The following is a 14,900-nucleotide window of genomic DNA, read 5'->3' as shown; positions in this document are numbered from 1 at the left end:
ATTTACATTTTAAATATAGAATCTAATAATTTCTCAATACTAATTTGGTTAGCTCTAATTAACTCTTGGCGAGCAGCTTCTATATCTGTTGGTATCTTGTCTTGAGACAGTTTAAATTTCCCTTCCCAGTTAGTAATTGTAATTTCAAACATTTCAATATATTTTAGGTTGGCGTCTAACCGTGGATTGTTTGCATCTAAAACATACTGATGATGTGGCGCTTCTAAAAATTCTGTCATTGAAATTAATGATTGTTTTAGAGCAGCTTTATCTTCAATGCCTTTTACTTTTCCTTTTAAATGTACTTTAATATAATTCCATGTTGGTAATTGTGTGGTAGAATAGATGCTTGGGGAAATATAGCATTCTGGTCCTCCAAAAATAACGGTTATGTCGTTGTTGTTTTTAAGAAGTTGAGCTTGTGGGTTATTAATATCAATATGGCCTACAAGCTTTTCGTTTTCATAAATTAAGGGTAAATGTGTAATTAGTGGTTGATTATCCTTTACTGAAATAACTGTAGCTAAAGGGTAAGTTTTTAGCACTTTAACCATATGTTGTAAATTATTGTCTTGATGCTGTTTTGGAGGATACAATAGATAGGTAATTAGAGGTTTAAATAGTATTTGTTTTGAATAACTTTAAATTTATTGATGCTTAAAATTACAATTTTTTATCTTTAGAGCATGCCACAGAAATCAAATTCATTTTCTATAAAAAATTGGTCGCAAGACGATCAACCACGAGAAAAACTAAGAGACAAAGGGAAAGCAACTTTAAGTGATGCCGAATTAATTGCTATTTTAATTGGTTCTGGTAACAGAGAAGAAAGTGCAGTAGCCCTTTGTAAGCGTATTTTTGCAAGTGTAGATAATAACTTAAATGCTTTAGGAAAATTATCTATTGCGCAATTAATGGAATTTAAGGGCATTGGCGAAGCTAAAGCAATAACTATCGCAGCTGCTTTAGAATTAGGGAAAAGACGACGACTAGAAGAAGCTTTAGAATTAGATAGAATAACATCTAGCCGTTCTGTTTTTGAAGTGATGCAACCCATTATTGGTGATTTGCCACACGAAGAATTTTGGATTTTATATCTCAATAATTCAAACAAAGTGATAAAGAAAAATCAATTAAGTAAAGGGGGAATTACGGGTACTTTAGTTGATGTGAGATTAGTACTTAAAAATGCTTTAGAGGTAGGAGCAATAGCCTTAATTTTGTGTCATAACCATCCATCTGGAACTTTAAAACCTAGTAAAGCTGACAAGGATATTACTCATAAGTTAAAACACGCAGCCCAGAGTTTAGATATTTCGGTATTAGATCATCTTATTGTTACAGAGAAAGCGTACTTTAGTTTCGCAGATGAAAATATTTTATAAAACCGAATAGTGCAGCTAAAAATATGCTACTAGTTTATACACATAAAATTACACCGCGCGTTACCTATACGTTTAAGCATATTTGTAAACGTATTTTGGGTATTGACGTTAGTTTTACATCTAAAGTAGAAGATTTTATTGCTCATGATAGTCTTAAGATGTCATATGCAAAGCAGCCTTTAAGTAATGAGTTATTTATTAGAAGCCACGATTTATTGTTTGAGACAGGGTTATCAGATTTAGATTTCACCGTTCAACCATGGGAAAACACAAAGGGCTTTTTTGTAACAGGTGAACGCAGTGCTTTACCTTTTGATATTTTTGCAGCTTCATTTTATTTACTAAGCAGATATGAGGAGTATTTACCACATGTAAAAGATGATTACGGCCGTTATTTGGCATCAGAAAGTGTTGCTTATAAAAACAAATTTTTACATCAGCCTGTTATAGATATTTGGGCTTATAAATTAAAAGCGGTTTTAAAAGAGCGTTTTTCAGATTATGAATTTCCAGTAAGAACCTACAGAGTTCTACCAGTAATAGATGTGCCTGTTGCGTACTATTTTAAGCACAAAGGATTATTGCGCAGTATTGGTGGTACTTTAAATGACATAAGACGGTTTAAATTTAAACAACTGTATTTTAGATTTTTGGTTTTAATGGGTTTTAAGCGCGATCCATACGATACATTTAAGTGGATAATAAGGAAACAAAAAAACTATAAACATAAGTTTATGGTATTGTTTCTAATAGGTGAATATTCAACTTTTGATAAAAAAATAAATACTAACAGAAAACAATTTGTTTCACTTATAAAATCAGTTGCAGATTATTGTGATGTAGGTATAAAAGCTTCTTATTTTTCTTTAGATAATATTGAAATTTTAAAAGAAGAAAAACTTAAAATGGAATCCATAACTCACAATGACTTGCAAGCGGTTAGACATTCATTTTCTAAATTAAATCTACCAACATCTTATCGTAATTTGGTGGAGTTAGAAGTTAATCAAGATTTTACAATGGGTTACATAGATATTATGGGTTTTAGGGCCGGAACGTGTACACCTTTTCATTTTTATGATTTAGATTATGAAGTACAAACACCATTAAAGGTTAATCCATATCAATGTTTAGATTTTGCGTTACTTAAGTACAATTCGCAATTAGATAAAACCGAACATTTACAACAAATAATTAATGAAGTTAAAGCAGTAAATGGTACTTTTATACCTGTTTTTCATAATTATTCTTTTAGTGATTTATCGCGCTGGAAAGGCTTTAGAACTCTATTTAATTTAATATTAGAATCGGCAGAATGAAGCATAAAATAAAACATGTTTTTTTTGATTTGGATCATACACTTTGGGATTTTGATAAAAACTCTGGCTTAACGTTCGAAAAAATTTTCAATTTAAATAATATACAAGTAGATGTTGAAGATTTTCTTCCTGTTTATGAGCCAATAAATTTAAGATACTGGAAACTTTACAGAGAAGAAAAAGTTACAAAAGACCATTTGCGTTATGGCAGACTAAAGGAGGCTTTTGATGGTATTGGTGTTGGGGTTGAAGATGATGTAATTCATAATTTATCTGAAGCTTATATTAATCATTTATCATCGTTTAATTACCTTTTTGAAGGTACTTTTGAAATACTAGACTATTTACAAAATAAATACAGTCTCCATATTATAACCAATGGATTTGAAGAAGCTCAAGAAAAGAAAATGACGACGTCAAATATTAAAAAGTACTTTACAACCGTTACTAATTCTGAAATGGTAGGTGTAAAGAAACCTAACCCAAAAATTTTTAATTTTGCATTAGAATTGGCGCGAGCAAAAGCGTCAGAAAGTATTATGATTGGCGATAGTCTTGAAGCAGATATTGAAGGTGCCGACGCAATTGGGATGGATACCATTCATTTTGATTATAAAGATGCATCCTCATTAAATAAATTTAAAAAAATATCCAAACTAAAAGAATTAGAAATATATCTATAAACAATTTAATTATGTTGAAAAAAAATATAATCTCAATTACCTGTTTATTATTAACTGTATTTAGTTACGCTCAAAAAAGTATTAATAATTACAAGTATATTATTATACCAAAGGAGTTTAGTTTTTCTAAATCTGAAGACCAATATCAGTTAAATTCTTTAACTAAATTTTTATTTAATAAGCATGGTTATGAGGCTTACTTTATTGATGAACTGCCTGAAAACGTAAAGGCTGATCGCTGTAATGCTTTAAACGTTAATGTGTCTAAAGAAAAAAGTAACATGTTTAAAACAAAAATTGAGATTACACTCAAAGACTGTTATGATGCTGTTGTAATGACTTCAAAAGTTGGAGAGTCTCGTTTAAAAGTTTATAATAAAGCTTATACGGAAGCTTTAAGAGATGCCTTTGAAACGTATAAAAATTTCAATTATAAATATTCTGGAGAAAATAAGATTGAAGAATTTGCTACTGTAAAGAATACAGCAGAACCAGTAAAGGAAGAAGACAAAGTCATTGTAGAGAAAACTGTAAAACCTCAATTAGAAGCAACTGTTAAACCTATCCCTGAAAAGGTTTCAAAAAAGGAAGAGATTGATAAAGCTCCAACAACCGTAAAGCGAGAATTATTTTATGCTCAAGAAATAGAAAATGGTTATCAACTTGTAAATTCAGAGCCAAAAGTAGTAATGATATTATTAAATACAGCCGCAATAGACGTTTATTTAGTTAAAGGAAAAAGTGCCATTGTATTTAAAGAAGATGGATTTTGGTATTACTCTGAAAACAACGGAACATTAAGAGAAAAAGAAACTCTTAATATTAAGTTTTAAAAACTAATAACCATACTTCTCTTTCCAAAGCGTTTTAAGATAGTTGCGTTGCGCTTGTTCTCTAGCGTTGTTTCCAGGATTGTATAACGTTGTATTCGCTATTTCTTCTGGTAAAAATTCTTGAGCAGCAAAGTTATTCTCATAGTTATGCGAGTATTTATACGTATCTCCATAACCTAATTCTTTCATTAGTTTAGTAGGTGCATTCCTAATGGCTAACGGTACAGATAAATCACCGGTTTCCTTTACTAATTGTTGTGCTATATTTATAGCTTCATAAGCAGCATTACTTTTTGGTGAACTAGCCAAATAAGTAGCACACTGACTCAGAATAATACGAGATTCTGGATTGCCAATTACAGAGACTGCCTGAAAAGTATTGTTGGCAATAACTAAAGCTGTTGGGTTAGCATTGCCAATATCTTCACTGGCCAAAATTAAAAGTCGTCTAGCAATAAATTTTACATCTTCTCCACCTTCAATCATTCTTGCTAAATAGTATACAGCCGCATTTGGGTCACTACCTCTTATCGATTTTATAAATGCCGAAATAATATCGTAATGCTGTTCTCCTGTTTTGTCGTAACGAGCCGCATTGTTCTGTATTTGTTTTGTAACTAAATTATTGGTGATTATAATTTGGTCATCCTCAAAAGAGGCTATTAATAATTCAAAAATATTGAGTAATTTTCGGGCATCGCCTCCAGATAACCGTAACAGGGCTTCTGTTTCTTTTAGTTTTATATTTAATTTAGAAAGCTTTGTGTCTTCCTTTAATGCGCGTTGTAATAAAGCTTCTAAGTCGTCTTTGCTAAAGGCATTTAAAGTGTAGACTTGACATCTCGACAACAGTGCAGAGATAACTTCAAAACTTGGATTTTCCGTAGTTGCTCCAATTAATGTTACCCAACCTTTTTCTACTGCTTCTAATAATGAATCTTGCTGAGATTTGCTAAATCTATGGATTTCATCAATAAATAATATGGGGTTTTTAGCAGTAAATAAGCCACCACTTTTTTTAGCTTTATCTATAACTTCTCTAATATCTTTTACGCCAGAATTTATAGCACTTAGTTTAAAGAAAGGACGTTCAGATTCATTAGCAATTATATTAGCTAGTGTTGTTTTGCCAATACCTGGAGGTCCCCAAAAAATCATAGATGGAATTACACCACTTTTTATTTGATGATACAGTATACCATCTTTACCTACTAAATGTTGTTGACTTAAATAGTCTTTTAAAGTGTTTGGTCTAAGACGTTCGGCTAAGGGTGTATTCATAATTCAAAATTACAAAATGCATTTGTGATGGATTCATTTTAAATAATAATTTCATAATAAAACTAGTTTTTTAGGAGTTGTTGTTTCTGACAATGTAGCAGATATTTTTGTTTTGGATTTAAATTTGAATTGTATTTCGTAAATTTTAGGATGAGTAAAGAGCAACAGTTTAAGTATTCTAATAGCGTTGTAGTATATCCATTAATCATTTTGTTTTCAATTTGGTTAACGTTTTGGTATCAGGTTAGAATAGATGGTAATATTAAAAATTTTGGAATTAGGCCTCAAGATTTAGAAGGACTTTTAGGGATAATTACCAGTCCTTTTCTGCATGGAGATATTAATCATATTTATAATAATTCAATCCCACTTTTTGTTCTTAGCTTATCATTATTTTATTTCTACAATAAAATTGCCTGGAAGGTTATTGGTTTTGGAATCTTAATATCAGGTTTTTTAACTTGGTTAATTGCTAATAATGGGAACCATATTGGGGCGAGTGGTTTGGTATATGTATTAGTAAGCTTTATCTTTTTTAAGGGGATTTTTGCGAAACATTATAGACTAATTGCATTATCACTGTTGGTTATTTTTTTATACGGAAGTATGATTTGGTATGTATTTCCTATAAAAAGCGGTATGTCTTGGGAAGGGCATTTAGCAGGTTTAATTACAGGTTTGATTTTTGCATTATTTTTTAGAAAACAAATTGCAAAACCAGAACGCTACAAATGGGAAGAACCTCACTATAACGAAGATGATGATCCATTTATGAAGCACTTTGATGAAAATGGAAATTTTATAGAGTTAGAATCTGAGGGAGATATTGAAATGAATACTAACGAGGCATCTAAAATCACTTATTTTTTTAAAGAAAACAAAGACTAAAATAAAAGAAAGAAGGCTGCCAATTAATGGCAGCCTTCTTAATTAGACTAATATCAAATAGAAATATATATTAGAGGTCATTACATAGGTTAATAGGGATAGGTCCAGCAGTAGGGGATGGGCCAAAATCACCAACTAAGTTGCCGCTTGGAGCATAAATTTGGAAGGTAACTTCACTGTCCCAAGAGCCGCTTACAAATTCCCAACTAAATTCATTCGAACCATCAGGAATAGTAACTGTATGGATAATGTCAGACCCAGAGGTCATACCGTATGATGTTGTAGTACCGTCTACTGTAATATCAATAGACGCTCCATTCCATCCATCACCATAAGAATCTTGTCCTTCTATAGTCCAAGATCCAACTAATGTACTAGGTAATGGACTTGGAGCTAAACATACAACAGTACCAGAATATCTAAATGGTGTACTGTGAGAGGTGCTGGCTACATTAACACCAACGTTATCTGAAGAATATATACTTCCATCAGTTAAAACTAACTCGTAACGCACAATGATTATATCTCCTCCATCTAAAACAGAAGATTCAATACCCAATGCAGTTAAAGCTTCTTCCCCTGTTACCGTAATTTCTGAAGTTGGATAACCTGAACTATCATCTACAATAAACTCACTTGCATCTATGGTTTTTAAATACATTTCATCTACGGTTATTACTTCGTTATCAATAGGAGTAGTGTCTGCAAATTCTACATAAACATTAACAAAATCCATAGTGTCATTGTCATTAAAATCGTTAAAATAGACTATAACACTAATTTCTGAAGCAGCGGGATCTCCTTTGTCTATATCTGTGCTGATTATTTCAACTTCTGTTAGTACAGCACCTTCAGTGTACGAGCTGACGTCTAGCTTATTTAAATCTTCATCTTCACATGATGTAAAGAAAAGTAAGCTTAAAATAGTTAAAAAATAAAATAATTTTTTCATGAGTTTTTTTTTAATTTATGAAATCTGTATCTGGGTTTGTGTCCCAAAATACTTTTTGGAGTACATCAGATTTTTGTGTTGCGTTAGAATTTAAATTTACATAGTCTGAAGGATAATAAAAAGATCTCAAGAACATGTTTGTGTCTTCTAGTAATAAAGGTTGTAAAGCATCTGGTTTACCTGTTCTTCTGTAGGTGTTATATGCTTCAATACCATTTCCGTATAGAGCCAGGAAATATTCTTTAACAATAATATTTAGTTTATCGTCATCAGATGTAGCTGATGCGTATCCATCTGTAACAGCAGTAATATAATCTGCTACATCTGTTGCGCTTGGCGTATATGTTGGGTCTGCATATGCTGCTCCAAAATCCATAACTTTATTTATAGATTGGGTTATCCCATTTTCTAAGTAGGTTGCGGCATTACCTGTTGTACCTAATTCTAAGCTAGCTTCAGCTAACATAAATTGTACATAGCTAGATAACATAATAGGGGATATTCCTTGTCCTTGTGTGGCTATATCTCTAGTGGTTATAGATTCAAAAGAATTGTCGTCAAAATTTCCACCGATAGGGTAAACTCCCCAAGTAGCTCTTCCTCCAGTATCTGGTGGAATTCCACTGTCGTTACCATGGTCTCTTCCCCAGTAACCTTCATCTAATGAACAATATGGAATAGAAAATCCGTACCAGCTTGGAGGTAAAGTTCCGTAGCATTCTTGTTCTGTGGTGTTTTCTGCGCTATATGAACGTTGTCTGTAAATGTAATATCTTAATCTCGGGTCTTCTACAGATTGTCCTTCTCGTAGTTCATTCATGTAGTGGTTAGACATGTAATCTGTGATGTTACCACCATCATCAAAGTTTCTTGAAAAAATTGGGTGACGGCTGTCTGGAGCACTATCATTGGTAGACCATGTAAAAATAAAATCATCTGAAGCATCTGTGATATAATCACCGCTACTAATAATAGTGTTAATACCCGCTATTGATTCCGCTTCATTTACTAATCTAGATTGTAAGTATAATTTAATTTTTAATGTATTTGCTAATTTTATCCATTTAGATTCGTCACCATCATAGAATAAATCATCTGAAGGTAATTCAGCCTCTGTTTTATTTAAATTAAGAATGGCGTCATCTAATAGCAATTGTAGGGCTGCATAAATATCCGCACCACTATCTGCGTTAGGGTTTAGAATAGAAGAATTGATAGCTTCAGAATATGGAACGTCGCCAAAGTAATCTACTAATGTTGCCATCATATGAGCTTCAATAATTTGACCAATAGCTACATGTGTATATAGTTCTTGTTCTAATGCAATTGGTGTATACGTTCTAATATCTGCTAAAGCGCCGGCATAGACGTAGCTCCATGCAGTATTAAAATCTGAGGCTGTATATGCATTGTCATAAAATGGTCCGTACATATGAATAATTCTTGTTGTTTCCATTCCTGGTTCTGAAACAGCTTCAAAAAAATTAGCCATATCTATTTGCACTGAGTTTAAGAAAAAATCTATATCAGATTCCTCAGGACTCAAGGCATTTGGGTCTGTTAATAATTCTAATTCTGTAGTCTCGCAAGAAAGATTGAGAATAAGAAAAAGAAATGCAAAAAGTTTTATTTTGTTTTTTCTATACATAATATTAATACTTTAAATAAATATTTTTAAAAAGAAAGTTTTACGCTACATCCATAACGCGCTGCACTAGGCCCTGTTAGATAGTCTATACCTAAAGAGTTTCCTACACCAGCACTAGATGAGTTAGTATCGAAATTAACATCTTTTGGCATGTTAACTGCTCTATACCATAGGTTTGATCCGCTTGCTGTAATTGAGATTGCAGAGAAAGGTGTTTTTTCTAAAACATTACTTGGTAATCTGTAACTTAAAGAAACTTCATTTAACCTAATAGTTGTACCATCAAACACTCTGTATTCATTAGCGCCATATAGCCAGTTGTCAAAAGCAACGTCAGTGGCATTTATTTGAGTAGTGTTAGGTGTTCCATCAGCATAAACGCCTGGTAAAATATATGTTCCGTATCTATCTAATGGAAAATCTACTAAACCTCTATTAACTAGGGTAGCTGCGGTAATAGAATAAATGTCTCCTCCTTTTCTATAATTAAGACCTACAGATAATGATAAGTTTTTGTAAGAAAATGTATTGGTAATAGTGCTTGTGTAATCAGGATTTGGATCACCAATTATTAAATCTGTTTCTGAGGTTACGACGTAGTTACCGTCAGACCCAACTATTGCTTCACCTGCATCATTTCTTTCAACTTGACTTCCTACTATAACACCAAAAGCTTCTCCTTCTATAGCAGCATTCAATCCACTATTTAAAAATATCATATCAATTCCGTCTGGTAATTCCGTGATTTCTGTTTCGTCGCTGTAAAATGTTACACCTGTATTCCAGCTGAAACCATCTCTATTTTTAAACCAATCTACATTTAAATCTAATTCTAGTCCTTTAACTTCTAGGCTACCACCATTAATATAGGTTGCTGTAAAACCAGTAGATGGGTCTAGTTCTCTTTGGGTTAATAAATCCGTAGTTTCTTTACGGAATAAACTTAAGTTAAGGCCAACTCTATTATTAAAAAATCTTGAATCAATACCGAATTCTAATTCAGATACTAATTCTGGATTTAAATTCGGGTTACCAAGGAAATTAGAAGTTGCATTGGACGAAATTACGTCACCCTCACTCGTTACAAATTCTCTTGCGTTTAGAGACAATGTATTTCTAGTGGTATATACAGGTGGGAAACCAGATGATGTTCCATAACCTAAACGTAGTTTTAAATAATTTAAACCAAAGTCACCATTACCTACTAAATTATCAAAGGCTGCTGTTGGAATAAATGACACACTAGCTGAAGGATAAAAAATTCGGTTGTTATCAATTTCTAAAGTAGAAGTCCAGTCATTTCTAGCTGCTAGATTTAAATATAAATAATTTTCATATCCAAGTGTAGTGTCTATATATAAACCAACAGTGTTTCTTTCACTTTCATATTGAATGTCTGCTCCAGAGTATGAATTAACCGATGAATTGTTAATATAGTTATAGTGTTTTTGTACACCAAAAACAATTTGGTTTGTACTTTCTATACCATCTCTCTCATAAGTACTTCTGGTTGCATTAGCTCCTATTAAAACTGATAGATTTAATTTATCCGTAATATCTTTATTGTAGGTTGCTGCTAAGGTATGGTCTAAAAAATTACTTGTACCTGATGTAGTTCTTAAAATACCTGTTGTTTCTCCGTCAATTCCACCTTTGTTTTGTGAATAAAACCCATTCTCTGTGTAAGTGTCTAAACCATATTTATAGTTTAAGCTTAAAGCTTCAGAAAGTTTATAATTTACGTTAAAACTTCCATAAATACGATTTACCAGCTGTCCAGTTTTAGAATTTTTTACCGTCCAAAGTGGATGTTGAATACCATTGGTTTCTCTATAATATAAAGAACCTCCATCGGCTCTTTCGTATGGGATTCCTAATAAATCTACATTTCTAGGTGTGTACATAATGTCACCAAAAATTGAAGTGCCATCACCAATTACACCACTACCATTAGATGCTGCAATAGGAGGTGATTTGTAATCTGTTTTGCTGTAGTTTAAAGTTCCTCTTACTGTGAGATTCCCTTTTTTAATTCTTCCACCAACACCAAAATTGTCTCTAGATAATTCATTGCCAGGTGTAAAACCGCTATCATTTAGCTTGCTATAATTAACGCTATATTTTACATTAGATGTGCCACCTTGCACTGCAACTGATTGATTTGTTGAAACTCCAGTTCTAAAGAAGTTTTCTACGCTATCGTACGGTTTGTAGGCATATGGAGATGCTGCTAAATCTTCGTAACCTATAATGTAATCTTGAGCTACATTAGTTGCAAAAGGGTGATTTACATATACTTGACCGTCTACTACAGAATTAAAATAAGATCCATAAACGTCAGGGTTGGTATCTGTAAATGCAGGTCCCCAATTACTAAAAAACCAGCCGAACTCTTGGTTAAAACCACCTCCAAACTCATCTTGATAATTAGGTAAGTGCGGTGTAGAGAAAAACACAGAACTAGAAATGTCTACTGTTGTTTTTTCAGAATTTCCAAAACTACCGTTTTTTGTGGTAATTAATATAACTCCATTTCTTCCTCTGTCTCCATATAGTGTAGAGGCACTTAACCCCTTTAATACATTGACGCTCACAATATTATTTGGGTCTAAATCTAACATTCTGCTAGATTCTGTTGAGCCATCTATATAAGAGTTTTGAGAGTTTGTGTCTGAGTTAAATGGTACTCCGTCTACAATAAAGAGCGGTTGGTTAGAACCAGAAATAGAAGTAAACCCTCTAATTACCATATTTGTTGCAGAACCAGAAGTACCGTTAGTACTTGTTACCGCAACACCGGCTGCTTTTCCTCTAAGTAGTCTACCAACATCACCTTCAGGTTGTTGACTTAACTCTTCACCTTTTACTTCTGAAACGGCATAACCAAGAGAACTTTTTTCTTTTTTAATACCTAAGGCGGTCACAACAACGGTATCTAACATGGCTACATCTTCTGTTAATACAATGTTGATTGTTGTAGTGTCGCTAACGGTAATTTCTTCTGTTGTGTAACCGACGTAGCTAAAAGCAATTATAGATCCTGTGTTTGTTGTAATAGAATAATTGCCATCAAAATCTGTTTGTACACCATTACTTGTTCCTTTTACCAAAACTGTTACACCTGGTAAGGGAATTCCAGATTCGTCTGTTACTTTTCCTGTGATTGTTTTCTCCTGTGCAAATGATATATGCACAACAAACGCCATGAAGAGCGTTAAGATTAATTTTAATTTTGTTTTCATATTTCTGTTAAAATTTTAACAAAAATCTAAAGAAAACATAGTTATTCCTATGGTTATATTGCAATAATGTGTTAATTATTTAACGATTATCTATTTAATTACTTAAATATTTGAAAATATGATAATTGCGAATTTAACCTAAGTGAATTCACTGCTAATTAACATTTTGTTAATAAAAAATTAACATTGTTTTTCAAAATTAAAAACGTTGCCTAACAGCTTCGTATAAAAACGCACCACAGGCTACAGAAACATTTAAAGATTCAATGTCTCCTAGAATAGGAAGTTTAGCTTGATGATCTACGACTTTTAAAACTGAAGGGTTAATTCCTCTGCCTTCAGAACCCATGATTATTGCACAAGGTTCTTTAAATGAAATATCATACAAATAATTTTCAGCTTTTTCAGTAGCTGCTATTACTCTAATACCTGACGATTGCATATGGAAAACAGCATCCTTTATATGGTCTACTTTGCAAATAGGTATTTTAAATATGGCACCAGCACTGGTTTTTATAGTGTCTCCATTTATTGGTGTACCACCTTTTTTCTGAATAATTATACCATTAACACCAGTACATTCTGCCGTTCTTACAATTGCGCCAAAATTTCTAACATCGCTTAACTGATCTAATAATAAAAATAATGGCATTTGGTCAGACTCAAGAACACTCGATACTAGATCATCAATATCATGAAATTCAATTGGAGATATTTGTGCTACAGCACCTTGATGATTGCCTTTTGCTAAACGATTCAGTTTTTCTACAGGTACATAAGATGAGTTAATGCTCTCCAAACGTATAATACTCTCTAATTCTTTAAAGAGGTCGCCATGTAGTCCTTTTTGCAAAAATACCTTATCAATAGTTTTACCTGATTTTATGGCTTCAATAATAGCTCTTATGCCAAAAATTGTGGTTTCGTCTTTCATGTATATAAAATATCCTAAAATTAAATGTGTATAATGTGCAAATGTATTGAAACAGAATTAAAAACTAGCTGTTAAACTTAAATGCACTTTAGAATCTGATAATTTAAAAGAAGTATTTTCTGTTTTACCGCTAGAGTAATTTAAACGGAATAAACCAGCATTGGTAATTAAGCCAATACCAAAACCAAATCCAAAAAGTTTTTCTTTGCTGTCGTTAAGTTTGTTTTCAAAATAGGCAGCATCAAAAACAGAATGCACATAAAGCGAATTGCTTAAGCGATATCTATATTCGGTGTTTAAAACACTATAAAGATGGGCAACTATACTATTTTCTTCAAACCCTCGTATAGAATTAATGCCTCCAAATCGAAACAGTTCATTGTCTAAATAATTATCTGAGGTTAATTTAGCGCTATTTAGTCTGGTGTAAATGCTATTCTTCCTATTTAGGTTGAAAATTTTATAAGTATCTAAAGTAAAGATAGATTGTTTTTGTGAGCCTAAATTATTATCGCGATTACCATAGCCAGATAAAAAATTAAACCAAAAGTTAATTGGAAACAAAAGGTCTGTGGGTTCTGTTTTTAGGTGGTTGTATTGAATGGTGTAATAATTTGCAGTATAATCATTTAAAATATCGGAATCAGACTCCAATAGATTTGTAGATTTTGTAGAGCTAATTCCAATACTAACTTTATTTCGGGGATTAATCAGGTAATTAATTTTAGCATATTGGCTTGCGTTTAAAAATGTAGAGTCTTTTCTAAATAGGTTTAATCCTATTTGGATTCCAATAGGTAAAGAAAAGATATAGGGTAATTCAGTGTCTATTTTTAGGGTTTGTTGGTCTATCTCGTCGCTTTTATAATATAGGTTTAAAGTTTCTCCGTAATTAAGATTATTTATTAATCTTAAATCTAAATAGCCATCGAACTCAATTTTGTTTGTGTCTTCATTGGTTCCAAATCCTAAAAATCCATCAAAAATATTAGTCTTGCTTTTTTCTACATATATATATAAGGATGTAGAATCTTCTGTAAAAAGAACTTCAGGGTCTTTAATTTTATTTGCGAATTGTAAATTATTTAAAAGTTCAGTCTTTTTTTTAATAGTGTTTAGGTTAAAAGTTTTTCCTGATTTCAATTTTAAAAAATATGTAAGATATGATTTTGGGAATTTTTCATAGCCTTTAATAATAATATGATCAATTCGTCTTTTTTTGTTAGAATTGATTATAAGTTCCGCAGAAATGATGTCTGTCGTTAATTTGGTATGGTTAATTAGTTGCAGACTAGAAAAAGGGTCGCCATTTTCAGTCATTTTAAGATTAAGGTTGTTTAGATAGGTGTTTAAATCTTTAATCTCAATATCTATGTAATTTTTGTCATTGTAATTAGTTAGAAGGTTTGGGTGGTTTTGTTTAAGTTCTGAATTTATAAAGAGTCGCAGTTTTTTGATTTTATTTCCCAAGTAGAGTTTAGCTTCAAATAGTGAATCATTAATTTTAGCGATTTTTTCAATAGAGGTATCTATATAGCCTTGCTTTGTAAGTAGTTGTTTTAATATTGAAACTTCGGCTTTTAAATTCTGATAATTAGAAAATTGTTTTTTATAGGAAATAGAGTCGATTATGGTAGTTTTCTCAATAGTTTCACCAGTAATCTTCAAATTTATGGATTGAGCTATGCTGTGATTTGAAAAAATCAGTATAACAATAGTAAAAAAAAATCTTTTG

Annotated in this window: 12 protein-coding genes; 5 read left to right on the top strand and 7 right to left on the bottom strand. The window is 32.0% G+C overall.

Features of this window, described 5'->3' with window-relative positions; translation table 11 throughout:
- Nucleotides 1-2 precede the first annotated feature (2 nt).
- Entirely contained in the window at nt 3-596 is a 594-nt protein-coding gene (locus tag GN138_RS13920; protein WP_262884652.1) for an FMN-binding negative transcriptional regulator, read from the bottom strand.
- Between the two features lie 90 nt (nt 597-686).
- Between GN138_RS13920 and radC the strand changes: the two genes are divergently transcribed.
- From radC to GN138_RS13900, 4 genes are read left to right on the top strand one after another with little or no spacing between them, the layout of a single operon-like run.
- Nucleotides 687-1,385, top strand: coding sequence for a RadC family protein (gene radC / locus GN138_RS13915; RefSeq protein ID WP_157364611.1), 699 nt, complete (start codon nt 687-689; stop codon nt 1,383-1,385).
- A gap of 23 nt (nt 1,386-1,408) precedes the next feature.
- Nucleotides 1,409-2,704, top strand: coding sequence for a polysaccharide deacetylase family protein (locus GN138_RS13910; protein WP_157364610.1), 1,296 nt, complete (start codon nt 1,409-1,411; stop codon nt 2,702-2,704).
- Nucleotides 2,701-3,387 (top strand): YjjG family noncanonical pyrimidine nucleotidase, encoded by a 687-nt coding sequence (locus GN138_RS13905; protein ID WP_157364609.1) that lies wholly within the window; start codon nt 2,701-2,703, stop codon nt 3,385-3,387. The genes GN138_RS13910 and GN138_RS13905 overlap by 4 nt, the downstream gene beginning before the upstream one ends.
- A gap of 11 nt (nt 3,388-3,398) precedes the next feature.
- Nucleotides 3,399-4,220 (top strand): hypothetical protein, encoded by an 822-nt coding sequence (locus GN138_RS13900; RefSeq protein ID WP_157364608.1) that lies wholly within the window; start codon nt 3,399-3,401, stop codon nt 4,218-4,220.
- A gap of 3 nt (nt 4,221-4,223) precedes the next feature.
- Here the strand turns inward: GN138_RS13900 and GN138_RS13895 are convergent, their stop codons facing one another.
- On the bottom strand, nt 4,224-5,501 hold the full coding sequence (locus GN138_RS13895; RefSeq protein WP_157364607.1) for a replication-associated recombination protein A: 1,278 nt from the start codon (nt 5,499-5,501) through the stop codon (nt 4,224-4,226).
- Nucleotides 5,502-5,651: 150 nt separating this feature from the next.
- Here GN138_RS13895 and GN138_RS13890 point away from each other — a divergent pair, with 150 nt between their 5' ends.
- Complete coding sequence (locus tag GN138_RS13890) at nt 5,652-6,389, top strand: rhomboid family intramembrane serine protease (protein WP_157364606.1); 738 nt, start codon at nt 5,652-5,654, stop codon at nt 6,387-6,389.
- 70 nt (nt 6,390-6,459) lie between these two features.
- On the opposite strand, the gene GN138_RS13885 is transcribed toward GN138_RS13890, so the two are convergent.
- From GN138_RS13885 to GN138_RS13865, 5 genes are all read right to left on the bottom strand, one after another.
- Nucleotides 6,460-7,341 (bottom strand): hypothetical protein, encoded by an 882-nt coding sequence (locus GN138_RS13885; protein ID WP_157364605.1) that lies wholly within the window; start codon nt 7,339-7,341, stop codon nt 6,460-6,462.
- A gap of 10 nt (nt 7,342-7,351) precedes the next feature.
- Entirely contained in the window at nt 7,352-8,989 is a 1,638-nt protein-coding gene (locus GN138_RS13880) for a SusD/RagB family nutrient-binding outer membrane lipoprotein (RefSeq protein WP_157364604.1), read from the bottom strand.
- Nucleotides 8,990-9,015: 26 nt separating this feature from the next.
- Nucleotides 9,016-12,231 carry a SusC/RagA family TonB-linked outer membrane protein gene (locus tag GN138_RS13875; protein ID WP_157364603.1) on the bottom strand — a complete coding sequence of 1,072 codons (3,216 nt, stop codon included), beginning with the start codon at nt 12,229-12,231 and terminating at the stop codon, nt 9,016-9,018.
- A 199-nt stretch (nt 12,232-12,430) separates the two neighbouring features.
- The gene (gene rlmB, locus GN138_RS13870) at nt 12,431-13,165 is read right to left on the bottom strand and encodes a 23S rRNA (guanosine(2251)-2'-O)-methyltransferase RlmB (protein ID WP_157364602.1); all 735 of its coding nucleotides are present in this window, start codon (nt 13,163-13,165) and stop codon (nt 12,431-12,433) included.
- Between the two features lie 57 nt (nt 13,166-13,222).
- On the bottom strand, nt 13,223-14,833 hold the full coding sequence (locus GN138_RS13865; protein WP_231743086.1) for a POTRA domain-containing protein: 1,611 nt from the start codon (nt 14,831-14,833) through the stop codon (nt 13,223-13,225).
- Nucleotides 14,834-14,900 lie beyond the last annotated feature (67 nt).

The organism is Winogradskyella endarachnes, assembly GCF_009741275.1.
In the GTDB taxonomy this organism is placed as follows: Bacteria; Bacteroidota; Bacteroidia; order Flavobacteriales; family Flavobacteriaceae; genus Winogradskyella; species Winogradskyella endarachnes.
The sequence above is the reverse complement of the archived record's forward strand: the minus strand, read 5'-3'. Positions and strand labels throughout refer to the sequence as shown.

Bases quoted from the DNA above. Each gene is read 5' to 3' on its own strand.
- radC (WP_157364611.1), top strand. From the start codon at position 687: ATGCCACAGAAATCAAATTCATTTTCTATAAAAAATTGGTCGCAAGAC.
- GN138_RS13910 (WP_157364610.1), top strand. From the start codon at position 1,409: ATGCTACTAGTTTATACACATAAAATTACACCGCGCGTTACCTATACG.
- GN138_RS13905 (WP_157364609.1), top strand. From the start codon at position 2,701: ATGAAGCATAAAATAAAACATGTTTTTTTTGATTTGGATCATACACTT.
- GN138_RS13900 (WP_157364608.1), top strand. From the start codon at position 3,399: ATGTTGAAAAAAAATATAATCTCAATTACCTGTTTATTATTAACTGTA.
- GN138_RS13895 (WP_157364607.1), bottom strand. From the start codon at position 5,501: ATGAATACACCCTTAGCCGAACGTCTTAGACCAAACACTTTAAAAGAC.
- GN138_RS13890 (WP_157364606.1), top strand. From the start codon at position 5,652: ATGAGTAAAGAGCAACAGTTTAAGTATTCTAATAGCGTTGTAGTATAT.
- GN138_RS13885 (WP_157364605.1), bottom strand. From the start codon at position 7,341: ATGAAAAAATTATTTTATTTTTTAACTATTTTAAGCTTACTTTTCTTT.
- GN138_RS13880 (WP_157364604.1), bottom strand. From the start codon at position 8,989: ATGTATAGAAAAAACAAAATAAAACTTTTTGCATTTCTTTTTCTTATT.
- GN138_RS13875 (WP_157364603.1), bottom strand. From the start codon at position 12,231: ATGAAAACAAAATTAAAATTAATCTTAACGCTCTTCATGGCGTTTGTT.
- rlmB (WP_157364602.1), bottom strand. From the start codon at position 13,165: ATGAAAGACGAAACCACAATTTTTGGCATAAGAGCTATTATTGAAGCC.